The organism is Streptomyces sp. NPDC034111 (genome assembly GCF_055575375.1).
Genome location: NZ_JBVIST010000024.1, coordinates 30,346 through 53,975, shown reverse-complemented (window position 1 = coordinate 53,975; position 23,630 = coordinate 30,346). Strand labels below are relative to the sequence as shown.

Annotated in this window: 20 protein-coding genes; 4 read left to right on the top strand and 16 right to left on the bottom strand. The window is 69.1% G+C overall.

Annotation, left to right across the window (positions count from 1 at the left end):
- Positions 1-241: 241 nt before the first annotated feature.
- From ACZ55A_RS33690 to ACZ55A_RS33680, 3 genes are all read right to left on the bottom strand, one after another.
- The gene (locus ACZ55A_RS33690) at positions 242-4,876 is read right to left on the bottom strand and encodes a putative T7SS-secreted protein (RefSeq protein ID WP_468848488.1); all 4,635 of its coding nucleotides are present in this window, start codon (positions 4,874-4,876) and stop codon (positions 242-244) included.
- Between the two features lie 101 nt (positions 4,877-4,977).
- Entirely contained in the window at positions 4,978-5,598 is a 621-nt protein-coding gene (locus tag ACZ55A_RS33685) for a hypothetical protein (RefSeq protein ID WP_468848372.1), read from the bottom strand.
- Entirely contained in the window at positions 5,599-6,024 is a 426-nt protein-coding gene (locus ACZ55A_RS33680) for an SseB family protein (protein WP_468848371.1), read from the bottom strand.
- A gap of 419 nt (positions 6,025-6,443) precedes the next feature.
- Between ACZ55A_RS33680 and ACZ55A_RS33675 the strand changes: the two genes are divergently transcribed.
- Positions 6,444-8,207, top strand: a complete 1,764-nt coding sequence (locus tag ACZ55A_RS33675; protein WP_468848369.1) for a chitinase — start codon at positions 6,444-6,446, stop codon at positions 8,205-8,207.
- On the opposite strand, the gene ACZ55A_RS33670 is transcribed toward ACZ55A_RS33675, so the two are convergent.
- Positions 8,192-8,689, bottom strand: a complete 498-nt coding sequence (locus tag ACZ55A_RS33670; protein WP_468848366.1) for an ATP-binding protein — start codon at positions 8,687-8,689, stop codon at positions 8,192-8,194. The two genes, ACZ55A_RS33675 and ACZ55A_RS33670, sit on opposite strands and share 16 nt — an antisense overlap.
- Positions 8,690-8,800: 111 nt before the next feature.
- Between ACZ55A_RS33670 and ACZ55A_RS33665 the strand changes: the two genes are divergently transcribed.
- From ACZ55A_RS33665 to ACZ55A_RS33655, 3 genes are read left to right on the top strand one after another with little or no spacing between them, the layout of a single operon-like run.
- Positions 8,801-9,622: a helix-turn-helix domain-containing protein gene (locus ACZ55A_RS33665; protein WP_468848363.1), complete on the top strand. Its 822-nt coding sequence runs from the start codon at positions 8,801-8,803 to the stop codon at positions 9,620-9,622.
- Entirely contained in the window at positions 9,619-9,891 is a 273-nt protein-coding gene (locus ACZ55A_RS33660) for a DUF397 domain-containing protein (RefSeq protein ID WP_468848361.1), read from the top strand. The genes ACZ55A_RS33665 and ACZ55A_RS33660 overlap by 4 nt, the downstream gene beginning before the upstream one ends.
- A 2-nt stretch (positions 9,892-9,893) precedes the next feature.
- Positions 9,894-10,898 carry an aldo/keto reductase gene (locus ACZ55A_RS33655; protein WP_468848485.1) on the top strand — a complete coding sequence of 335 codons (1,005 nt, stop codon included), beginning with the start codon at positions 9,894-9,896 and terminating at the stop codon, positions 10,896-10,898.
- 70 nt (positions 10,899-10,968) lie between these two features.
- Here ACZ55A_RS33655 and ACZ55A_RS33650 read toward each other — a convergent pair whose 3' ends face one another.
- The 12 genes from ACZ55A_RS33650 to ACZ55A_RS33595 form a co-directional block, all read right to left on the bottom strand.
- A complete protein-coding gene (locus ACZ55A_RS33650) occupies positions 10,969-11,871 on the bottom strand; it encodes an LLM class F420-dependent oxidoreductase (protein WP_468848359.1) in 903 nt (300 codons plus the stop codon).
- A gap of 150 nt (positions 11,872-12,021) precedes the next feature.
- On the bottom strand, positions 12,022-13,530 hold the full coding sequence (gene gatB, locus ACZ55A_RS33645; RefSeq protein ID WP_468848356.1) for an Asp-tRNA(Asn)/Glu-tRNA(Gln) amidotransferase subunit GatB: 1,509 nt from the start codon (positions 13,528-13,530) through the stop codon (positions 12,022-12,024).
- 31 nt (positions 13,531-13,561) lie between these two features.
- A complete protein-coding gene (locus ACZ55A_RS33640) occupies positions 13,562-13,804 on the bottom strand; it encodes a hypothetical protein (RefSeq protein WP_384431787.1) in 243 nt (80 codons plus the stop codon).
- Entirely contained in the window at positions 13,801-15,294 is a 1,494-nt protein-coding gene (gene gatA / locus ACZ55A_RS33635; RefSeq protein ID WP_468848353.1) for an Asp-tRNA(Asn)/Glu-tRNA(Gln) amidotransferase subunit GatA, read from the bottom strand. Before gatA ends, ACZ55A_RS33640 begins: the two co-directional genes overlap by 4 nt.
- A gap of 5 nt (positions 15,295-15,299) precedes the next feature.
- On the bottom strand, positions 15,300-15,596 hold the full coding sequence (gene gatC / locus ACZ55A_RS33630) for an Asp-tRNA(Asn)/Glu-tRNA(Gln) amidotransferase subunit GatC (protein ID WP_043266233.1): 297 nt from the start codon (positions 15,594-15,596) through the stop codon (positions 15,300-15,302).
- Between the two features lie 297 nt (positions 15,597-15,893).
- A complete protein-coding gene (locus ACZ55A_RS33625; protein WP_468848343.1) occupies positions 15,894-16,184 on the bottom strand; it encodes a hypothetical protein in 291 nt (96 codons plus the stop codon).
- Positions 16,181-18,289, bottom strand: coding sequence for a putative bifunctional diguanylate cyclase/phosphodiesterase (locus ACZ55A_RS33620; protein WP_468848341.1), 2,109 nt, complete (start codon positions 18,287-18,289; stop codon positions 16,181-16,183). The genes ACZ55A_RS33625 and ACZ55A_RS33620 overlap by 4 nt, the downstream gene beginning before the upstream one ends.
- Before the next feature lie 156 nt (positions 18,290-18,445).
- Positions 18,446-20,662, bottom strand: a complete 2,217-nt coding sequence (gene ligA / locus ACZ55A_RS33615) for an NAD-dependent DNA ligase LigA (protein WP_468848339.1) — start codon at positions 20,660-20,662, stop codon at positions 18,446-18,448.
- 30 nt (positions 20,663-20,692) lie between these two features.
- Positions 20,693-21,706, bottom strand: a complete 1,014-nt coding sequence (locus ACZ55A_RS33610; protein WP_468848337.1) for a methionine synthase — start codon at positions 21,704-21,706, stop codon at positions 20,693-20,695.
- Positions 21,707-21,780: 74 nt separating this feature from the next.
- Complete coding sequence (locus ACZ55A_RS33605) at positions 21,781-22,221, bottom strand: MarR family winged helix-turn-helix transcriptional regulator (protein ID WP_468848334.1); 441 nt, start codon at positions 22,219-22,221, stop codon at positions 21,781-21,783.
- 31 nt (positions 22,222-22,252) lie between these two features.
- Positions 22,253-22,942 carry an SDR family oxidoreductase gene (locus ACZ55A_RS33600; protein WP_468848332.1) on the bottom strand — a complete coding sequence of 230 codons (690 nt, stop codon included), beginning with the start codon at positions 22,940-22,942 and terminating at the stop codon, positions 22,253-22,255.
- 84 nt (positions 22,943-23,026) lie between these two features.
- Positions 23,027-23,569, bottom strand: a complete 543-nt coding sequence (locus ACZ55A_RS33595) for an LOG family protein (protein WP_468848329.1) — start codon at positions 23,567-23,569, stop codon at positions 23,027-23,029.
- Positions 23,570-23,630: the final 61 nt, after the last annotated feature.

Genomic DNA, 23,630 nt, shown 5'->3' with positions numbered 1-23,630 from the left:
TTCGCGCCGCCTCAACCGTCCTCAAGACGCTCTAGATTAGTCCAGAGTGGAGACATGCCCAACCTTTCCAGGTATTCTTCAAGGAAAAGGAATGGGGGGGTATTCGAAGGGGTGATCCCACATTCCCAAACAGTATCACACTCTTCGCACACCTTAATCGCATCGGACTTTCCGATTGCGCGACATGTAATAACCCACCCCTGACCACAGCGGGGACATTGAAGCATTTTATGCACCTCTTTCACATTTGCGGGAATGCGGTTATTACTCTTCCCGTGCCCGGTATGACGACAATTCTAAGGTTCCGCTCACCCATAGTTCCGACCACTCGCCCCATGGGGACTACGTATTTTGCAGGGTCATTAGGATCTGGCGCCCCACGCTTGGCCCACCCTTCATCGATCAGCGACAGGATATCCTTCTGCCCTGGGTCCTTGAAAACACTGTGAGCGGGCTTGGATGGGTCGGGTGCGGCATGCTCCATCACGTGAGACAAACGGTGACCGTGCGAAGACCCAGGACCATAAACCAGGCCACCCGGAGATTGAAATTTGTTTCCCCCGAGGTCGGTAAACCCTTCTGGACGACATGGGGTTAGCCCGAATGGATCGATTACCGCTGTGGGGTTATGCGCATATGTCACCGGATTTGGTGCGGGCGCCAATCCAAGTGGGTCCGGCGTGAAGTATCGAGCTGTGACGGGGTCGTAATTTCGAAAGTAATTGTAATGGAGCTGGGTCTCGCCATCGAAGACCTGCCCCGGAAAGCGCAGAGGGGTATAAGCAGTCGCCGATGCGTCCCACGTCGCAGTTCCCCACAATGCGGCTTGGGACTGCCATGCGGTTTGGCCTGATTCGGACACTAGATGCGTAGGAGTGCCAACGAGATCACCAATGATGGCGAAGAAGCGCTGGTCTACGACATGCTGCGGAACGTCAGAGAACTCGCCACACCTGATCTTGCGTTCGGTCTGACTGAGTGGCGTCAACTGCTCGTAGTCCCAGGTGAGTGTTATCGCCTCTCGAGATCCTGAGGTTTGCATGGTTTGTTCTGTGAGCGTGTGACCTTCCCAGGCGAAGTCGGTTTGCTCGATGAATGTTGTGCCGTCGGCGGCGAGGCGTTGTTTTGCTATACGGCGGGCGAAGGGGTCGTATAGGTAGCGCCAGGTGGTGCCGTCGGGGGTGGTGACGGTGGTGAGGCGGTCTTCGGGGTTCCAGGTGAAGTGCCAGGTGTCGGGCTTGCGCGAGAGACGGGTTTTTTGGCGGAGGGTTACTCGGCCGAGTTCGTCATGCTCGTAGCGGATGCGGCCGGCGCGGGTGATGTTGGTGCCGGTGTAGTTGCGCTCGCCTCGGGCTGAGGGGTTGGGGTGGTGGTCGGGCCAGGTGGCGTGGGTTTGGTTGCCGGTGGCGTCGTAGGCGTAGGTCTCGGTCCAGTCGGTGGCGTGGACGGCGGTGACGCGGCCAGCGCGGTCGAGGTCGAAGGTGCGGCGGCCGGTGTGGGAGTCGTCGATCGACGTGAGGTTGCCGTCGGGGCGGTAGGTGTAGGCGCGGTGGAGGACGTTCTGTATTTCGGTGCCGGTGGTGCCGGACGACTGGATGGTGCCGGTGCCTGCGGTGGTGAGGGATTGGGTGGTGAGGCGGCCGGTGGGGTCCCAGGTGTGATTGAGGGTGAGGTGGTCGCCGATGGTGCGGGTGAGTTCCTGGCCGGCGGCGTCGTGGTCGAAGGTGAGGACATGACCGGCAATGTCCATGGCGGTGCGGTTGCCGGCGGCGTCGTAGGTGTAGGTGGTGGTGTGGCCGGTGGGGGTGGTGCGGGAGGTGCGGCGGCCCAGGGCGTCGTAGGTGAACGTCATGGTGCGGCCGTTGACCGTCTCGGCCGTGACTCGGCCCAGGATGTCGCGGGTGTAGGTGACGGTGGCGTCCGGATTGGCCGCCTGTAGCAGATTGCCACTGGCGTCGTGGACGTAGGTGGTGACGAGGCCCGCGGCGTCCTTGTGCGTGATCCGGCCGAGGGTGTCGCGGGTGTAGGTGGTGGTCTCGCCGAGAGCGTTGCTGCGGGTGACCAGTTGGCCGACGGCGTCGTGTGTGTAGGTGAGGGTGCGGTCGTCGAAGTCTGTTTCGGAGGCGAGGTGGCCTGCGGGGTCGTAGGTGTAGTTCCAGGTGAGTCCCTGGGGGTTGGTGACCTGGGTGAGGCGGAGTTCGGTGTCGTGGGTGAACTCGTGGCGGACGCCGTCGGGGTCGGTGCGGGCCGTGAGCAGGTCGAAGTGGCCGTACTCGTAGTAGGTGGTCTGACCGATGGCGTCGGTGTGTGTGAGGCGGTTGCCTTCGCCGTCGTAGGTCCACTGCTCGGTGGCGCCCGTGGGGTCTATGCGGCCGGTGAGTTTGCCTTCGACGGACCAGACCATGTGGGTGGTCTCGCCGAGAGGGTCCGTGACCGAGGTGACACGGCCGAAGGCGTCGCGGCGGTAGTAGGTGGTGGCGCCCAGAGGGTCGGTGGCTGAGAGCGGCAGGCCGGCTTTGTTGCAGTAGAGATGGGTGGTGTTGCCGAGGGCGTCGGTGATGCTGGCCAGGTTGCCGCGTTGGTCGTGGGTGTAGGTGGTGGTGGCGCCGGTGGGGTCGGTGGTGGAGGTGCGGTTGCCGTAGGTGTCGTAGGTGTGGGTCCAGGTGGTGCCGTCCGGGCCGGTGGCGGTCAGGGGCAGGCCCAGGTCGTTGTAGGTGGTGGTGGAGCGGCTTCCGTCGGGGAAGGTGACGCGCACCGGGCGGCCGGCGTCGTCGTAATCGATGTGGGTGGTGCGGCCCAGAGGGTCGGTGGTGGAGAGGATGCGGTGCTTGGCGTCGCGGACAGTGCGGGTCATGGCACCGGTGGGGTCGGTGGTCGCGACGATCTGGTGGTGGTCGTTGACCTGGTAGGTGATGACCTGGCCGAGGGAGTTGGTGTGGAGGTTGGTGCGCAGGCCGGTTACGGGGTCGGGGTCGCCCCAGGTGAAGTGGGCGCGCAGGTGGCCTTCGATGCCGCCCTGTGAGGTGCAGCGGTCCTGGTCGTCGTAGGCGTAGTGGTAGCTGCTGTTGTTGGTGTCGGTCCAGGACGTGATGCGGCCGGCGTCGTCGTAGGTGAAGCGCAGGGGGCGGCCGGTGGAGTTGGTGACGGTGGTGAGGTTGCCGAAGTCGTCGTAGCCGTAGGTGACCAGGAGTTGGTCGCTGCCGTCGGGGGCGGCGCCGGCGAGGTGGAGGGCGGTGATGCGGCCTTCGTCTGTGGTGAGCAGAAGGCGGTAGCCGGCGCTGTGCGTGAGGGCGGTGGGGGTGCCGTCTTCGGTGTAGTCGAAGGTGTGGTGGTTGCCGTGGCGGTCGGATATCTCGTCGAGGACGGCGAGGTTTTCGGTGTAGGTGGTGAAGTAGCGACGGATGCCGGTGACGGGGTCGGTGAGGAGGTAGTCGCCCTCGGGGGTGAGTTCGAGGGGTGCGCCGTCACCTTCGGCAGGGAGGGTGGGGACGCCGACGGCGGGGTGGGGGTAGAGGAGGAAGTTGCCCTCTTCGCCGATGAGGATGACGCCCTCGGAGTCGATCTCCAGGCGCTGGTCGACGGTGGACATCCAGGCCGGGCCGAACCAGCGGCCGGTGCGGTACGACGATTCGAAGGTGCGGGTGAAGGTGAGGGGGAGGCTGCCGGGGAGAGTGATGTCGGTCTGCGGCAGGATCATGCGGCCGGTGGCCATGTCGATCGGGTCGCTGCCGAACGTCTTGCACCAGGCGGTGCGCAGCCGGTCCCGGATGGTGCGCTTGCCGCCCTCCTTGGCGGCGGTGCGCGCCGCGCTCTTGGCAGCGTTCTTCGCCCCCGCCCTGGCCGCGCCCTTGGCCAGTCCGCCCGCGCCCTTGCCGCCCATCGCGTTGACGATCGCAGCACCGACCGAGTCGATCGGGTCGCTGCCCCAGCCGGAGCCGAGCATGCCCTTGGCGGTCTCGACGGGGTGGAGCGGTGCGGAAGCCAGACCCATGAGGGTCATCGAGGCGTTGTCGGCGAACTGCCAGGGGTGGGTGATGTTGTAGGGGTCGAGGGGGTTGACCGTACGGGCCAGCTTGAGGGTCGAGGCGGCGGCCTTGAGGGCGCCGCCGGCCAGGTGCATGTGCTCCAGGACGAAGGCCTCGCTGCCGTCCTTGAGAGCCGCACCCGCCAGTTCCGTCAGCGCAGGCTTCTCCGGGGCGTGAGCCAAGGCGGCCTTGATGGCGTTACGGGCCCGCTCAGCCGCTTCGTTGCGTTGGCTGCGGGCGTCCTTGAGGATGTCCTGGGCGGCCTCGCGGCCCTCCTTGCCCACGTCGCCGGGCTCCGTGGGTGCCTGCGGTTCCGGTCCCGCACTTGTACCGCGTGAGGCGAGGTACTCGTAGGCGGAGTGGCGTTCCCGGTAGCTGTCGTACTGCGACTCGTACTCGCTGCGGGCGCGCTCGGCGGCCTCCTGCGCCTTGCGGTACTTCTCGATGGCGTCGATGGCCTTGCTTTGCGCCCATCTCACCGTTTCCGCATAGGACTTGAGGGCCTTGGAGGCGTCATCGCAGGCGTCGGCGGCGTGCATCCACTGTTTGGGATGCATATCGAACTTCTCACGGAAGGCATCGGCACTCTTGCCGCTCCAGCCCCCGTGGGAGCCGAGCTTGCGCATACCGTCCGCCACCCGGTCGAAGGCCGCGGAGAAGTCCTTCAGGTGGGACGCCGTCTCGGTGATCTTGTTTGGATCACCGTGGATGAGCTCCTTGGGGTCCTCGGTCTCGCCGAGCTGGCGTTCGTCGACATGCGCCCCCAAGGCGCCGGCTATGTCGGCGCCGGTGGTACGGACGGCGTGTGCGGCGTCATCGAGCCCTACGGTTTCCAGCGCATCGCCGGCCATCTCCGAGCCGTGCTCGACCACATTGCCGACCGTGCGCTCGACGGCACCGCCGACCTTGCTCAGGCCGTCACCGACGGCGTTCAAGCCATCCCCGATCCAGCTCACTTCTCGCTACCCCCGTGGCCCTTCGGCTTCGATTCGACGATCTTCGTTTCGACATCGGCGGGATCCTCGCCGCCGTGGGTGACGCGGTCGGGGATCGAGGTCACGTCGTGACCGAACTGCTGAGCTGCTGTCGCCAGGTTCCGATGCTTCTCCATCGAGTCTTCGGACATGTAGTCGAAGTCCGGGTTCATCACCTGTGAGATGGGGTTGTCGTCCACGATCTCGCTCCAGGAGGTCGTGTGCAGGGCCTCGGCGGACGCAGTCGGGTCGCCCATCGCGGCATTCACGGTCTGCTTCAGCGCGTCCGAGACGTACTGCTCCTGCTCGTAGTACATGCCGGCCGTGATGCCCAGCTTCTTGGAGAATTCATTGGCGTCCTGCATCAAGGAGCGCACGCCCCAACCCCAGCGGTCACAGAAGGAGTCAAGAGCCGCAGCGAGGCCATCGTCCCCGCATTCCATGCCGTCCAGGGCCAAACGGTCAAAACCACGCCCCATTTGAGCCTCTATATCGAAGCCCAGCTCTTTCAGCTCGGCGGTTGCCGCCTTAATGCCCTTGGTCAGTTGCTCAAACGCCTCGGGTTCGAGCTGGTAACCGGCTCCGTGAATCAGGCCCATTTACCCTTCCCCCCTGTGTGGTACGTCCGCCATGCCGCCCGTGCCGTCCGTGGAGACGCCCACCGCTGCGCCGTCGGGGACGATTCCGGCCACCGGCGGGAACAGCGCACCCTGTTCACTGCCCGCGTCCAGGGCCACCCCCGTAGGCCCCTCGATGGCGGGAATCAGCACGTCAAGGACCCGGGCGCCGGACGCGGTCACGTACGGCCACTCCGTGCCGGGCTCGCTCCCACGGGAGTGCGCGAAGCGCGAAAGGGCCTCTTCGTCGGTGAAGGCGTAGAGCCAGCGGATGCCGTCCAACTCGGCAGACATGAGCGTGTCGTTGAGCGTGGGGAGTATGACGTGCGTACGGCGGAATTCGCCCACCAAAGCGGCTGGATCCGGTTGTCCCGCGTGAACTGCCGCTACCTCATCGGCCAATGACATGACGGACCGACCCCTCCCCGGTTCTCTGCTCAACTGCTGAAGTCACTTTGGCATACGGCACTGACAACGAGGCGTAGGGCAAACGAGGCGTACGACACCGGGCAAGGAAACCGGCCGCCGGTTCTTTTTGTATTCAATTACATGCACCAGAGAATGTCGGAAGGGGCTTGAAGCGGGTCGTGACCGACGGGTGCACCACCACCTCCCGCCCTGCGGATTCCGTTCCACCTCCCGCTCCCCGACCGGCGAGGCACCGCCAACAGCCCATCCCGCCAAGCCTCTTGACCGCCCCATTGGTCTGAACCATTCTGTGCCCAGGGTCGCTGACCGGCCGGCCCCAGCAACGCGGTGGCCACCGTCTCACTCAGCCCTCCGGGCTTCCCCTTCGGGTTTTCCTCTTCGGCACTGGAGAGACACGTATGCCTCGCACCGAACACAGCAACAGACCGTCCCGCCACAGACGCCTGCGTCTGTTCAGCGCGCTCCTGGCGGTCCTCGCCACCGCGGCAGCCACCACCGCGGCGGCCACCGCGACCGCCTCGGCCTCCCCCGCCACCTCCGCTTCCTCCCCCACCTCGGCCGCCTCCGACGTCAACGTCGCCAAGAACGCCGGTTATGAATCCGGCCTGAGCAGCTGGACCTGCTCGGCGGGCAGTGGCAGCACCGTCGGCTCCCCCGTTCACGGCGGCACCGCCGCCCTCAAGGCCACCCCAACTGTCTCGGACAACGCCACCTGCTCGCAGACCGTCGCCGTCAAGCCCAACGCGACGTACCGGCTCAGCGCGTACGTCCAGGGCTCCTACGTCTACCTCGGCGCTTCGGGCACCGGTACGACCGATGTCTCCACCTGGACCCCCTCCGCCGCCGACTGGCAGCAGCTCACCACCACCTTCACCACCGGCCCCAGCACCACCTCCGTCACCGTCCACACCCATGGCTGGTACGGCCAACCCGCCTACTACGCCGATGACTTCAGCGTTCGGGGCCCTGATGGGGGTGGCGGCACCGACCCGGGACCCGAGGTTCCGGCAACTCCTGGTGGGCTCACGGCCGGCTCGGTGACGTCGTCCTCCGTCGCCCTCTCCTGGAGGCCCGTCTCCGGCGCCACCGGCTACACCGTCTACCGGGACGGCACCAAGGCGCAGACCACAAGCGGCAGTTCGGCGACCGTGGGCGGCCTGGCACCCTCCACCACCTACCGCTTCCAGGTCGCCGCCTCCAACGCCGCGGGAGAGTCGGCCCGTTCGGCCGAGGTCACCGCCACCACCGCCCCCTCTGGCGGCGGCACCGACCCCGCCGTCCCCAAGCACGCGGTCACCGGCTACTGGCAGAACTTCAACAACGGCGCCACGGTGCAGAAGATCAGCGACGTGCCGGACCAGTACGACATCATCGCGGTCGCCTTCGCGGACGCCACCACCACACCCGGCGCCGTCACCTTCGCCCTCGACTCGGCGGGCCTCGGCGGCTACACCGTCGACCAGTTCAAGGCCGACATCAGGGCCAAGCAGGCGGCCGGCAAGTCGGTGATCCTCTCCGTGGGAGGCGAGAAGGGGACGGTCTCCGTCAACGACTCCGCCTCGGCCGCCAACTTCGCCAACAGCGTCTACGCGCTCATGCAGCAGTACGGCTTCAACGGCGTCGACATCGACCTCGAAAACGGCCTCAATCCGACCTATATGACCCAGGCGCTACGCTCCCTCTCCCAGAAGGCGGGCGGGAAATTCGTCCTCACCATGGCCCCGCAGACCCTCGACATGCAGTCCACGTCGGGCGGCTACTTCCAGACCGCGCTGAACGTCAAGGACATCCTCACCGTCGTCAACATGCAGTACTACAACAGCGGTTCCATGCTCGGCTGCGACGGCAAGGTCTACTCCCAGGGCACGGTCGACTTCCTGACCGCCCTGGCCTGCATCCAGCTCGAAGGCGGCCTCGACCCCTCGCAGGTGGGCCTGGGCCTGCCCGCCTCCCCGCGCGGCGCGGGCAGCGGCTATGTCGCCCCGTCCGTCGTCAATGCCGCACTGGACTGCCTCACCAAGGGCACCAACTGCGGTTCCTTCAAGCCGTCCAGGACCTACCCGGGCGTGCGCGGCGCCATGACGTGGTCCACCAACTGGGACGCGGCAAGCGGTAACGCCTGGTCGTCGGCGGTCGGCCCGCACGTTCACGCCCTGCCGTAACCCTGGTCGCAGTCCTGGTCGCAGCCCCGGGCACGGTCCTGGTCGCAGCCGTGTCCACAGCCGCGGAACTCGCACCAGACGACCTTCCCCGGTACGCGTTCGCCGACGCCCCATGCGTCGGCGAACGCGGCCACCAGCCACAGCCCCCGCCCGCACTCGCGCTCCTCGCCGCTGTTCTCCGCCGGTACGCGCGGCTCCCCGCCGCCGCTGTCGTGCACCTCGACGCGCAGCAGGTCGCGACGCTCGCCCGTCAGCGACATCGAGAGCGACATCGACAGTCGGTAACCGCGCCCCGCGGGGACGCCGTGCAGCAGCGCGTTGGTGGCCAGTTCGCTCACACAGAGCACAACATCGTCCGCCCGCGCCTTCAGGTCCCAGTCGGCACATGCGGTACGGGCGAACTCCCTGGCCAGCGGCACGGATCGGCGCTCGCGCCGGTAGAACGCGGTCCGGGAGCGGAGGGTCTGGATCTCCTTTTGCATATCGACATCGTCACAGAGAGTAATTATGCTGGACCACAGCGTGAGGTCGTACAGATCCGTTGTACGACTTCGCGCTGCATCAGGCAGTCACCACGGGGGGAGTCCAGTCGCATGCACCCGGCGAACAAACCGAAGAGGATCACGTCCTGGCATGTGATCGGGGCCCAGTTGAGTCACTTCCGCAAGGCGGCCCGGTTAACGCAGCCGGCGCTGGCCGAGGCAGTGGGTCTGCACGAGGACACCATCGGCTCGATCGAGCAGGGCCGCAGAGCCCTGAAGATCGATCTGGCCGAGACGATCGATGAACTCCTCGGCACGAAGGGCGCGTTGGCGGTCGCGGTGTCGAAGGTTCCGGTGCGGGAGAAGCTACCTGCGTTCGTGCAGGACTACTTGGAGTACGAAGAAGAGGCCCTGACGCTGCTGTGGTACGAGAACCAGGTCGTGCCCGGATTGCTGCAGACTGAGGCCTATGTACGCGCCGTCTTCGACTGCCTCTACCCGCCGATTGGCGGAGAGCAACTTGAGGAGTGGGTGACGGCTCGACTCAACCGGCAGAAAGCTCTGACCCGCAACCCTCCACCGATGATGAACTTCATCCTGGAGGAGGTGATCCTGCACCGACCCGTGGGAGGAGCCGACGTGTTGCGCGAGCAGATTCGGCACCTGCGGCACTGCTCAGAGCTTCCCTTCCTTGGGCTGCAGGTCGTGCCGACAAGTCGGGGAAACCACGCAGGACTTGCGGGGCCGTTGATCCTTCTGGAAACACCCGAACACGATCACCTGGCCTACGTCGAAGGGCAGTTGACCAGCTTCCTCCATGATGACCCTGATCAGGTCAGTGTGCTCCAACAAAAGTATGGAATGCTGCGCTCGCAGGCTCTCACCCCCGAGGAGACCATGAGTCTGCTGGACGATCTGCTAGGAGGGTCATGACCAGCGCAGCCGCCCCACACACCTCGGACGATCTCACCTGGTTCAAGTCCAGCTACAGCAGTGACCAGGGCGGGGCCTGCCTCGAAGTCGCCTACGACTGGCGCAAGTCCAGCTACAGCGCCAGCGAAGGCGGTGACTGCATCGAGGTCGCCGCCTGCTCCTCCCCCCACGCCACCATCCACATCCGCGACTCCAAGCACCCCGAAGGGCCCACCCTCACGCTCAGCGCCGGCGCCTGGGCGGCCTTCATCGCGGACGTCACCGCCTGATGATGCAGCAGCGGCGGCTCGGGGCGTACGGGCCGGGCGTCTCCGCGCTCGGGCTCGGCTGTATGGGGATGTCTAGGGCGTACGGCGTTCCGGACGATGCGGAGTCCGTACGGGCCCTCGACCGGGCGGTTGAGCTCGGTGTGACGCTGCTCGACACGGCGGACGCCTATGGGCGGGGCGCCAACGAGGAGTTCATCGGCCGCTGGCTGCGCGGCCGTACGGCGTCGCAGCGGGACGAGCTGGTCGTCGCGACCAAGTTCGGGCTGCGGCACGACGCCGCCACCGGGCGGGTGAACGCGGTCGACACCTCCGCGGCCTGGGTGCGGGAGGCCTGCCGTGCCTCGCTGCGCCGCCTCGGGACGGACCGTATCGATCTCTACTACATGCACCGCCGCGACCCGGCCGTCCCCATCGAGGAGACGGTCGGGGCGATGGCCGAGCTGGTCGCCGCAGGCGTCGTACGGCACCTCGGCCTCAGTGAGGTGAGCCCGCAGACGCTGCGGCGGGCGCACACCGTGCATCCCATCGCCGCCGTACAGCTGGAGTACTCCCTCTTCACGCGCGACGTCCTGGAAGGGGAGATGCTGGATACCTGCCGGGAGTTGGGCGTCGGTGTCGTCGCGTACTCGCCGCTCGGGCGCGGGATGCTGACGGGGGCGCTCTCCTCCCGTGACGACCTCACCGCCGAGGACGCCCGGCGTCGGTGGCCGCGGTTCTCCGAGGAGAACATCGACCGCAATCTGCGCCTGGTGCAGGCCGTCCGGACCACCGCCGAATCCCTCGGCTGCACTTCGGCGCAGGCCGTCCTCGCCTGGCTGCTGGCCCAGGGCGAGGACATCGTGCCGATCCCCGGCACCAAGCGCCGTGCGTATCTGGAGGAGAACGTGGCGGCGGCCGGGATCGCGCTCGGCCCGGAGCAGGCGGCCCGGCTGCGGGCGGCGGTGCCCGACGGCGCTGTGGCCGGGGAGCGCTACCCGCTCGCCGCGCTGGCCCGCCTGGGCCACTGAGCCTGAGCCTGAGCCTGGGCCATTGACCCTGACCTGAGCCTGAGCCACCGAGCCGCCCGTGGCACGCCGGTCAGGTCGTCAGCAACGCCGGGGCCAGCTCCCGGAGTTGGTCGATGCCCAGGCCGCGGTCGGCGGCCAGGGGCTGGACGGCCACGTGGTCGGCGCCCGCGTCGAGGTGTTCCTGTACGCGGCGCCGGATCGCGTCCAGATCGCCCCATGCCACGATCGCGTCGACCAGCCGGTCGCTGCCGCCGTCGGCGAAGTCCGCGTCGTCGAAGCCGAGTCGGCGCAGGTTGCCGGTGTAGTTCGGCAGCTGGAGGTAGAAGCGGGTGTGGTGCTCGCGGGCCAGGGAGCGGGCCTTCGCCGGGTCGGTCTCCAGCAGGACGGCCTGCTCGGGGGCGAGCAGCGGGCCGGTGCCGAGGATCTCCCGGGCGCGGGCGGTGTGTTGCGGTGTGACGAAGTAGGGGTGGGCACCGGCCGCCCGGTCCCGGGCGAGCTCCAGCATCTTCGGGCCGAGGGCCGCCAGCACCCGGGGCGGCGCGGGGTCGGCCACCGGGCCGTCGTAGGGGGCGACGTCCATGGCGTCGAGGTACTCGCGCATCGCCGCCAGCGGCTTGGCGTAGGTGTGGCCGCGCTGGCCGATGATCGGGGCGTGGCTGGCGCCCAGGCCGAGTACGAAGCGGCCGTCGTACGCCTCGGCGAGGGTCTGGGCGGCGGCGTTCGCGGCGGAGGCGTCGCGCACCCAGATGTTGGCGATGCCGGTCGCGACCGTGATCCGCTCGGTGGCGGCCAGCAGCAGCCCGGCCTGGCTGGCTGATTCGGTCGCCGGATTCTCCCCGAACCACAGGGCGCCGTAACCGAGTTGTTCGATCTCGGCGGCTGCCTGGCGGGCGGTGGCGGCCGGTACCAGACCGAGCCCGCCGTGCCAGACACCGACCCGGCCGAGCCGCGAAGCGAGATCCTGCTGCTGCATCGTTCCTCCACTGTCGGGAATCAAGATCCGTACCGTGTCACAGCGTCCGGCGCGGCCGTGGCATTCCGTCCCGTACGACAAAAGCGGCCGCCCTTCCAAGAACTCGGTCTCGGAAGGACGGCCGCTCGGCACAACCGGATCAGTGGTGCGTCAGCCCTCGACGCCCAGCTTCTCCAGGATGAGTTCGCGCACCCGGGCCGCGTCGGCCTGACCACGCGTCGCCTTCATGACCGCGCCGACCAGCGCGCCGGCCGCGGCGACCTTGCCGCCGCGGATCTTGTCGGCGATGGCGGCGTTGGCGGCGATCGCCTCGTCGACGGCGGTGCCCAGGGCGCCCTCGTCGGAGACGACCTTGAGGCCGCGCTTCTCGACGACGGTGTCCGGGTCGCCCTCGCCGGCCAGCACCCCCTCTATGGTCTGGCGGGCCAGCTTGTCGTTGAGGGAACCCTCGGCGACCAGCGCGGTGACCCGGGCGACCTGCTCGGGCGTGATCGGCAGGGCGGCCAGCTCGCTGCCGTCCTCGTTGGCGCGGCGGGCCAGCTCGCCCATCCACCACTTACGGGCCGCGGCGGCATCCGCACCGGCCTCAACGGTGGCGACGATCAGGTCGACCGCGCCCGCGTTGAGGATCGACTGCATGTCGTGCTCGCTGATGCCCCACTCCTCGCGGAGGCGGTTGCGGCGCACCCGCGGCAGCTCGGGCAGGACCGCCCGCAGCTCCTCGACCCACTCGCGGGAGGGGGCCACCGGCACCAGGTCCGGCTCGGGGAAGTAGCGGTAGTCCTCGGCCTCTTCCTTGACCCGGCCGGGCGTCGTGGAGCCGTCCTCCTCGTGGAAGTGACGGGTCTCCTGGATGATCTTCCCGCCGCTGCTGAGCACCGCCGCGTGCCGCTGGATCTCGAAGCGGCAGGCGCGCTCGACCGAACGCAGCGAGTTGACGTTCTTGGTCTCCGAGCGGGTGCCGAACTTCTCGGTGCCCTTGGGGCGCAGCGAGAGGTTCACATCGCAGCGCATCTGGCCCATCTCCATACGGGCCTCGGAGACGCCCAGCGCCTTGATGAGCTCGCGCAGTTCGGCGACGTACGCCTTGGCGACCTCGGGGGCCCGGTCACCGGCGCCCTCGATGGGCTTGGTGACGATCTCGATGAGCGGGATGCCGGCGCGGTTGTAGTCGAGGAGGGAGTGCCGGGCGCCGTGGATACGGCCGGTGGCGCCGCCGACGTGGGTCGACTTGCCGGTGTCCTCCTCCATGTGGGCGCGCTCGATGTGCACCCGGAAGACCTCCCCGTCCTCCAGCTGTACGTCGAGGTAGCCGTCGAAGGCGATCGGCTCGTCGTACTGGGAGGTCTGGAAGTTCTTCGGCATGTCCGGGTAGAAGTAGTTCTTCCGGGCGAAACGGCACCAATCGGCGATCTTGCAGTTGAGCGCGAGGCCGATCTTGATGGCGGACTCGACGCCGGTCGCGTTGACGACCGGGAGCGAGCCGGGCATACCGAGGCAGGTGGGGCAGGTCTGCGAGTTGGGCTCGGCGCCCAGGGTGGTGGAACACCCGCAGAACATCTTGGTCTTGGTGCCGAGTTCGACGTGTACCTCAAGCCCCATGACGGGGTCATAGGTGGCCAGCGCGTCCTCGTACGACACCAGGTCGGTGACAGTCACGGTGAAACTAACCTCTCAGGTCCGGCGCCGGTCAGTCCGCGAGGACGTCGTCGTCGCCCAGACGGCGCAGTTCGCGGATGAGCAGGGCGACGCCGGTGACGATGGCGGCGGCGGAGACGACGGCATCGATCATCTGGAGCGTGTCCTGCTCCGTCTTGGCCTTCTTCGCCTGCTTGACGACGCTCACCGCGCCGAACAGCGTGGTGCCGATGGACAGGTACGTACCGGGCTTGGACTTCTTGAAGCCCTTGGCCTTGGCAAGCTTTCCACTCACAGTGCAGGTGCCTCCTCGATCAGGGGGTGACCCCACTTGGCGGTGTACGCGGCCTCGACCGCGGCACCGACCTTGTAGAGCCGGTCGTCGGCCATGGCAGGGGCGATGATCTGGAGGCCTACCGGCATCCCGTCCTCGGTGGCCAGGCCGCAGGGCAACGACATCGCCGCATTGCCTGCCAGGTTCGCGGGGATCGTGCACAGGTCGGCGAGGTACATCGCCATCGGGTCGTCGGCGCGCTCGCCGATCGGGAAGGCGGTGGTCGGCGTGGTCGGCGAGATGATCACGTCGACCTGCTCGAAGGCCTTCTCGAAGTCGCGGGTGATCAGCGTCCGCACCTTCTGCGCGGAGCCGTAGTACGCGTCGTAGTAGCCGGACGACAGGGCGTAGGTGCCGAGCATGATGCGGCGCTTGACCTCGGGGCCGAAGCCGGCCTCACGGGTGAGCGCGGTGACATCCTCGGCGGACTTCGAGCCGTCGTCGCCGACCCGCAGGCCGTAGCGCATGGCATCGAAGCGGGCCAGGTTGGAGGAGCACTCGGACGGCGCGATGAGGTAGTACGCGGCGAGCGCGAGGTCGAAGGACGGGCAGTCCAGCTCGACGATCTCGGCGCCCAGCTCCTTCATCAGCGCGACCGACTCGTCGAAGCGCTGGAGCACACCGGCCTGGTAGCCCTCGCCGCGGAACTGCTTGACGACGCCGACCCGCATGCCCTCGACGCTGCCGTTGCGGGCCGCCTCGACGACCGGCGGTACGGGGGCGTCGATGGAGGTGGAATCGAGCGGGTCGTGGCCCGCGATGGCCTCGTGGAGGAGGGCTGCGTCCAGGACCGTACGGGCACAGGGGCCGCCCTGGTCCAGGGAGGACGAGAAGGCGACCATGCCGTAACGGGAGACGCCGCCGTAGGTGGGCTTGACGCCGACGGTGCCGGTGACGGCGGCGGGCTGGCGGATGGAGCCGCCGGTGTCCGTGCCGATGGCGAGCGGAGCCTGGAAGGAGGCGAGCGCGGCGCTCGACCCACCACCCGAACCGCCGGGGATCTTGGTCAGGTCCCAGGGGTTACCGGTCGGGCCGTAGGCGCTGTTCTCCGTCGAGGACCCCATGGCGAACTCGTCCATGTTGGTCTTGCCGAGGATGACGACGTCGGCGGCCTTGAGCTTCTTGGTGAGCGTGGCGTCGTACGGCGGGAGCCAGCCCTCCAGGATCTTGGAGCCGACGGTGGTGGGAATGCCCTCCGTCGTGAAGATGTCCTTGAGCGCGAGCGGGACGCCGGCCAGCGGGCCGAGCTTCTCGCCGCGGGCGCGCTTCTCGTCCACGGCGCGGGCCTGGGCCAGCGCGCCTTCGCGGTCCACGTGCAGGAAGGCGTGCACCTTCTCGTCGACGGCCTCGATGCGGGCCAGGTGCGCCTCGGTCACCTCGACGGCGGTGACCTCGCCGGCCGCGATCTTCGATGCGATCTCGGCGGCGGTGAGCTTGATCAGGTCTGCCATGTCGGTCACTCCTCCCCCAGGATCTGCGGCACCTTGAAACGCTGCTGCTCCTGGGCCGGGGCGCCGGAGAGCGCCTGCTCGGGGGTCAGCGACGGACGGACCTCGTCCGGCCGCATGACATTGGTCAGGGGCAGCGGGTGGGAGGTCGGCGGTACGTCTTGGTCGGCGACCTCGGAGACGCGGGCGACCGCGCCGATGATGTCGTCGAGCTGTCCGGCGAAGTGGTCGAGCTCTTCGTCCTTCAGCTCCAGACGTGCCAGCCGGGCGAGGTGGGCGACCTCCTCGCGCGTGATGCCAGGCATGCAGCGATCCTCTGGTGTTCTTGGCGGAGTGTTCCGGGCGGAGTGTTCCAGGCGCGCGTCCAGGCGGATGCTCGAATGCTCCTGTGAACTTTTCCGGCCCAATCCTATGGCGTAGGGCGGAGCTGCCGCGAAACGCTTTCGCCGGCGGCGGCCGGGGGACGCCGGGAGCGGGCCGCCGCCAGGACCGGCCGCCGGGTGCCGCGAGCCGGCGGCCGGCCGTCACGGGCCGGCGGCCGGCCTGCCAGGACGGCCCCGGCCCGGGGGTGTCGCGGGTCGGTCGACGGGTCGGTCGACGGGTCAGTCGCGGTCGGACACGGATCCGTCGCGGGTCGCGTCGGTCTCGTCGGCGGTGCGGTGTGCGTCGGGCCGGTGATCGGTCCGGTCGGGGTGATCGGTCCGGTCGGACGTGTCGGTGGCGTCGGTGGCGTCGGTCTCGTCGCGCTGCTCCGTCGCGTCGGTCCGGTCGTTCTCGTCGTTCCGGTCGCTGTTGTCGTTCCGGTGGTTCCGGTCGTTCTCGCCGTTCTCTTCGTTCTGGTGGTTCTGGTCGTTCTCGGAGCGGGGACACGGGACGGCCGGTGGCCGGGTCACTTCAGGACCTGTCCCGAAGGGCGCTCAGCTGCCTTCTCCGCCGCCAGGGCGGCCGTCTCCGACTCGCGGTGCCAGCCGTGCTCACCGCGGGCCCTCAGCCAGGCCGTGGTCTCGTCCGGTGGCATCGCCGCCGCCACCAGCCAGCCCTGTACGGCGTCGCAGCCGAGGTCGCGCAGGCGCTCCCAGGTCTCGTCGTCCTCGACCCCCTCGGCGACGACCAGGAGGCCGAGGGAGTGGGCGAGGTCCAGGGTGCAGCGGACGATCTCGGCGTCCTCCGTGTCGACGGCGAGCCTGGCCACGAAGGAGCGGTCGATCTTCAGCTCGCTGACCGGGAGGCGCCTCAGATGGACCAGGGAGGAGTAGCCGGTGCCGAAGTCGTCGAGCGACATCTTCACGCCGTGGGCGGTGAGTCCGGCCAGGGTGTCGGCGGCCCGCTGCGGGTCCTCCAGGAGGACATGCTCGGTTATCTCCAGTTGGAGGGCGCCCGGTGGGACGCGATGTCGGGCCAGCCGGGCCGCGACGGCGCCGGCGAAGCCCGGGGAGTGCACATCGCGCGGGGAGACATTGACGGCGACCGGGACCTCCAGGCCCATCCCCCGCCAGCGCGCCACCTGGGCGAGCGCGGTCTCCAGGACGTACTCGGTCAGCCTGGGCATCAGCCCGGAGGACTCGGCGATGGCGATGAACTCGTCCGGTGGCACCCGTCCGCGGTCCGGATGCACCCAGCGGACCAGCGCCTCCAGTCCGGCGACATGTCCGTCGAAGCCCACCTTGGGCTGGTAGTGCAGTTCGACATCGCCGGCGTCCAGCGCGCGCCGCAGATCGCCCAACAGGCCGAGCCGGTCGGGGGTGTTGCCGTCGCGCTTGGCCTCGTAGAGCTCGACACCGCTGCGGTCCCGCTTGGCCTGGTACATGGCCACATCGGCGCGGCGCAGCAGCCCTTCGGCGTCCAGCGCGTGGTCGGGGAAGACCGCGACCCCCGCGCTGGCTTCCAGTACGAGGGTCAGTCCGTCGAGGTCCAGCGGGGAGCCGAGGGCGGCGACGAGGTTGCGGGCCACCCGCTGGGAGCTGGTGAGGGAGTCGGTGGTGGGCAGCAGGACGGCGAACTCGTCGCCGCCGAGCCGGGCCGCCTCGGCGCCGCGTGGGAGGGCGTGCCGCAGGCGGTCGGCGATCTGTAGCAGCAGGCGGTCGCCGGCGAGGTGGCCGAGGGTGTCGTTGACGGAGCGGAAGCGGTCCAGGTCGATGAGGACCAGCGCCGAGCGGACGCCCGCGCCCTCGGCCTCGTCCAGGGCGGTCCAGGTGCGCTCCAGCAGCCACTGGCGGTTGGGCAGTCCGGTGAGCGGATCGCGCAGCTGCTCCTCGGCGCGGGCGCGGGCTATCCAGAGCGTGGAGTCCAGCGCGATCAGCGGGACCGCGAACAGCGGCAGCAGCAGGGGGGCGTGCACCGCGCAGATGGCGATCAGCGGGGAGATGCCGAGCAGCGCGGTGCCGACAAGGGCCTGGCGTACGACGGCCGTTCGCGGGATCGCGGGCAGGGTGCCGCTGCGCGGCGCGAGGCTGATCCACAACAGGGCGCGGCTGACGAGGAGATAGCCGGCCGCAATGACGAGGACCTCGGGCAGGACGGTCAGATCCCAGGCCTTGGGGGACCAGGGGTGCCGCACGCTGGAGACCACGCCGAACGCCGCGAGGCCGAGCGCCGCGGCGCCGATGCCGAGGATGTCCACGGCACCGTGCACCACGGCCTGTCGCCAGCGGTGCCGCCGGGCGGCGCCGACGAGCACGACCACGGAGAGACTGACGAGCGTGGCCGGCACCCAGCCGTACAGCAGCAGGACGGCGAGGGCGAGGGCGGCGCCGGAACCCGTGCCGCCCCACCAGCGTTCGCGGCCGAGGGCGACCAGGTGACCGACGATGACGCCGGTGAGGATCGCCAGCGACCAGCCCACGGATCCGCCGGGGAACAGCGCATCACCTTCGACGAGGGTCCGTATCACGCCTGTGGCGAGCGCGAGGCCCGCCACAGTGACGATGGTCGCTGGCAGCGCGGGCACGACGAGCCGCCGGAGCCGCGACGCCGGAGCGGCGCTGTCGGTCGGTTTCATTCCGATCCCTCTCACAGCCGGCTGAGCCCGCGCCACGGCAGGCGCACCTCTCAAGGTTAGGCCGCAGAAGGCCGCCGCGGGCACCGATCCACGACGGTTGCCCGAATGCGACCCGGCGTCCGGGATCAATCTGGTATGCGCCGATGGGGTGACACCTCACTCCTCCTCAGGCGGAGTGACGGCTACCGCCCGTGCTGCCTCGGGACCCTGTTCCAGCAGCACTGCAAAGCCGTCATCGTCCAGGACGGGGACCTTCAACTGCATGGCCTTGTCGTACTTCGAGCCGGGGTTCTCGCCCACCACTACAAAACCGGTCTTCTTCGAAACGGAACCGGTCACCTTCGCTCCGAGCTTCTGGAGGGCCTCTTTCGCGCCATCTCTGGTGTGTGACTGAAGTGTGCCCGTTACGACGACGGTGACGCCTTCCAGAGGACGCGGGCCCTCATCACCCGATTGCTCCTCCTCCATTCGGACGCCGGCGGCCCGCCACTTCTCGATGATCTGCTGGTGCCAGTCCTCGGTGAACCACTGCTTCAACGAGGCGGCGATGGTGGGCCCGACGCCGTCCACGGCGGCCAGCTCCGCCTCGTCCGCGTCCCGGATGCGGTCGATGGAACGGAACTCCCGCGCCAGCGCCTCGGCCGCCACCGGACCCACGTGCCGGATCGACAGTCCGGTGAGGATCCGGGCCAGCGGACGCTCCTTGGCGGCCTGGATGTTCTCCAGCATCGCCAGGGTGTTCTTCTTCGGCTCGCCCTTCTGGTTGGCGAAGAACGTGACGATTTTCTCCTCGCCGGTCTTCGGATCGCGCTTGGGCAGACCGGAATCGGGGTCGAGGACATAGGACTTGATGGGCAGCAGTTGCTCGACGGAGAGGCCGAAAAGATCCCCTTCGTCCTTCAGCGGCGGCTCGGCGGGCTCCAGCGGCTGGCTCAGCGCCGTGGCCGCGACATAGCCGAAGTTCTCGATGTCCAGGCACTTGCGGCCGGCCAGATAGAACAGCCGCTCACGGATCTGGGCAGGGCAGGAACGGGTGTTGGGGCACCGCAGGTCGATATCGCCCTCCTTGGCGGGCTGGAGCGCCGTCCCGCACTCGGGGCACTCGGCCGGCATCACGAACTCCCGCTCGGTGCCGTCCCGCAGATCGACGACCGGTCCAAGGATCTCCGGAATGACATCGCCGGCCTTGCGGATGACGACGGTGTCCCCGATCAGCACGCCCTTGGCCTTGACCACGTCCTGGTTGTGCAGCGTCGCGAACTCCACCTCGGAGCCGGCCACCGTCACCGGCTCGACCACCGCGTACGGCGTGACCCGGCCGGTACGGCCGACGCCGACGCGGATGTCGACGAGCTTGGTGTTGACCTCCTCCGGCGGGTACTTCCAGGCGATCGCCCAGCGCGGCGCCCGGGAGGTGGAGCCCAGCCGGCCCTGGAGGCGGATCTCGTCGAGCTTGACGACCACCCCGTCGATCTCGTGCTCGACGGCCGTCCGGCGGGTCTCCGGGTCGCCGTAGTGGGCGATGAACTCGCGCACCTTCGCCAGGGAGTCGACGACCGTGTTGTGCGTGGCCGTCGGCAGGCCCCACTCCTTGAGCAGGCCGTACGCCTCCGAGAGCCGGTCGATCTCCAGGCCGTCGCGGGCGCCGAGGCCGTGGACGACCATGTGCAGCGGGCGGCCCGCGGTGACCTTGGGGTCCTTCTGGCGCAATGAACCGGCCGCGGCGTTACGGGGGTTGGCGAACGGCGGTTTGCCCTCGGCGACCAGCCGCTCGTTGAGCACGAGGAACTTCTCCATCGGGAAGTAGACCTCCCCGCGCACCTCGACCAGGGCCGGGATCCGGTCGCCCTTGAGGCGGTGCGGGATCTCGGCGATCGTACGGACGTTGGGGGTGATGTCCTCGCCCGTACGGCCGTCGCCTCGGGTGGCCGCGCGGGTCAGCCGGCCGTGCTCGTAGGTGAGGTTGACGGCGAGACCGTCGACCTTGAGCTCGCACAGGAAGTGGTACCCGGCGCTGTGCGGGGCGCCGCCCAGCTCACCGGCGATCCGCTCGGCCCAGGACGCCAGCTCTTCGTCGTCGAAGGCGTTGTCGAGCGAGAGCATCCGCTCGCGGTGTGCGACCTCGGTGAACTCCGTGGCGTACGCGCCGGCGACCTTCTGGGTCGGGGAATCCGGAGTGCGCAGCTCCGGGTGCTCGTTCTCCAGTGCCTCCAGGGAGCGCAGCAGCCTGTCGAACTCCGCATCGCTGACGACCGGGGCGTCCTTCACGTAATAGCGGAAGCGGTGCTCCTCGATCTGCTCAGCGAGCTGCGCGTGCTGCTCCCGCGCCGCTGCGGGCACCTCGGATTGCGCTGCGTGCCGTTCGCCAGCCACCGTCTTGTCCTCCCGTGTCCTTGAGTGCGGTCACTCAGGGTTGTCTACGAGTGATCTCGCCGCCCGGACGCAGTGGGCGAGAGCCGAGCGGGCATATGCGGGCGAAGCGCCCGCCAGTCCGCACGACGGGGTGATGACCACGGACTCGCCCAGAGTCCCCGGCGCCAGCCCCAGCCTGCGCCACAGCGTCCTGACACCCATGACGCTACCGGCAGGGTCTGACAATCGGCCGTCCACGCCCGGCACCACGCCCGCGAACAGCGCGGTACCGCCCTCGACCGCCTCGCCGATCGCCTCCTCCTCACGCTCGGTGAGCAGCGCGAAATCGAACGAGATGCCCGTGACGCCGGCCCGCCGCAGCAGCGCGAACGGCACCTCGGGCGCGCACGAGTGGACGATCACCGGACCGCCGTCCGCGACCCCGACGAGAGTGCGCAGCGCGTCCTCGACGACCGCCCGGTCCACGGCCCGGTGGGTCCGGTAGCCGCTCGCGGTCTTCACCCGCCCCTGGAGCACCGCGGTCAGCGACGGCTCGTCGAGCTGCACCACGACCCGCGCGCCGGGCACCCGCCGCCGTACGTCCGCGAGATGGCCGCGCAGCCCCTCCGCCAGGGAGGCGGCGAGATCGCGGCAGGCGCCGGGGTCGCTGAGGGCCGCCTCGCCGTTGCGCAGCTCCAGGGCGGTGGCCAGGGTCCACGGTCCGACCGCCGAGACCTTCAGCGGCCCCTCGTACCCCTGGGTGAACTCCTCCAGTGCGTCGAGGTCCTCGCCGAGCCAGGAGTGGGCGCGCCGGGTGTCGCGGCCGGGCCGGTCGCTGATCCGCCAGCCGCTGGGCTCCACATGCCCGTAGACCTCGACGAGCAGGCCGAGGGTCCGGCCGATCATGTCGGCGCCGGGTCCCCGCGCCGGGAGCTCCGGCAGATACGGGAAGGTTTCCAGCGACCCGGTGACGGTCTTCGCCGCCTCCCGTGCGTCACCGCCCGGCATCGATCCGATCCCGGTCGCCGCGCCCGGGCCCCACGCGTACTTGCTGTTCTCGCTCACCCAGGAAGGGTATGCGGCGGCGGGGCGGGCGCGCCCACCCGTCACCCCCGGCCGCGCAGGCCCCGCAGCCGGCCTCAGCCCTCGCGCCCCAACGCCTTCAGCAGAGCGTCGCGGAGCGCCGCCCGCTCCTCGTGCGACAGATGGCCGAGCGGCGAGGCGGTCCCCATCCGCCGCAGCAGACCGAGCCGCAACTCCCGCCCCGCCTCGGTCAGTACGAGCTGTTTGGCGCGCCCGTCCAGCGGGTGCGGCTGCCGTACGACCATGCCCTGCTTCTCCAGCTTTGAGATGACATAGGTGACATTCGGCGGCTCACAGCACAGCGCCCCGGCCAGCTCCCGCGCGGTCTTCGGCTCACCGAGCTCCTCCAGCGCCTTGGCCTGCGTCGGCGTCAGGTCCAGCTCGGCGATCCGGCTGCGCTGATGGGCGTCCAGCCGACGGCCCAGTTCGGCCACGAGCCCCCGGATCTCGCGGAACCCGCAGCCCGCCGCGGCGCTCGGCTTCGCTTCAGTGCTCACTCATGCAGCGTACGTCGCCGCGCCCGGCGGCTCAGCGCCCCGGACGCACCGAGACATCGTTGATCTCCGCGTCCCGCGGCAGATCGATGGCGGTGAGGACGGCCGTCGCGACCGACTCCGGGTCGATCCAGCGGGAGGGGTCGTACTCCTTGCCCTCCTGCTGGTGGGTGCTCTCCTGCATCGGCGTGGCCGTACGCCCCGGGTAGACCGACGTCACCCGCACACCGTTGCCGTGCTCCTCCGCACGCAGCGCATCGGCCAGCGCCTTCAGGCCGTGCTTGCTCGCGGCGTACGCGCTCCAGTTGGCGTGCGCATTGAGCCCCGCACCGGAGTTGACGAAGACCACATGCCCCTTGGCGACCCGTACCAGCGGCAGCAGCAGCCGGGTGAGCTCGGCGGGGGCGACGAGGTTGGCGGCGAGCTGCCGCTGCCAGGCCTTGGCCGGCAGATCGCCGACCGCGCCCAGCTCGATGACGCCCGCGATGTGCTGGAGGGAGTCGAGGCGGTCCGGGAGCGGCTGCTGCCCCAGGGCCCAGGACAGCTTCTCCGGACGGTCGAGGTCACCCACGAGCGTGCGGGCGCCGGGGAACTGCTCGGCCAGCTCCTTCGCCCGGACCGCGTTGCGCGCCAGCAGCCACAGGTCCTCCCCGCGCTCCGCGAGCCGCCGTGCGACCGCCGCTCCGATGCCCGACCCTGCGCCCGTGATCAAGTGCGTACCCATGGGGCGATCCTAACGAGCGAGGGGGCGGCCCTCAGGAGCCGACGGCCCGCGCGGTCCGCGGCCCCGGGGACCGGACCGGGCAGGTCAGCCCTGCACGCCCGCCCTCTCCTCCAGATACGCGAGCGCGCCCACCCCGTCCTCGGCGAAGAAGACCAGCTCGGTCAGTGGAAGCGGCAGGAACCCCTCCGCCTCCATCCGCTGGAACTGCTCCTTCAACCCGTCGTAGAAACCGGCGGTGTTCAGCAGCACCACGGGCTTGGTGTGCAGCCCGTGCTTGCGCAGCTCCAGGATCTCGGTGGCCTCGTCCAGCGTGCCGGTACCGCCGACCATGATCACGATGGCGTCGGCGCGCGCCAGCATCTGTGCCTTGCGCTCGGCGAGGTCCTTGGTGACGAGCATCTCGTCGGCGCCCGCGTATGCCTTGTGCGCCAGGAACTCCACGGAGACCCCGATCAGCTTGCCGCCGGCCTCCTGCACCCCGTCGGCCATGACCTTCATCAGCCCGGTGTCCGAACCGCCCCAGACCAGCGCATGCCCGCCCTTGCCGATCAGCTCGGCGAACTCGCGGGCGGGGATGACATAACGGTCACCGAGGTCGGCGGCGGAGCAGAAGACGCAGATATTCATGCGGTCACCCTACGAGCGGGGTCCGGGGCGGCGCCGCCGGTGCCGCCCCGGACCGGTCTCT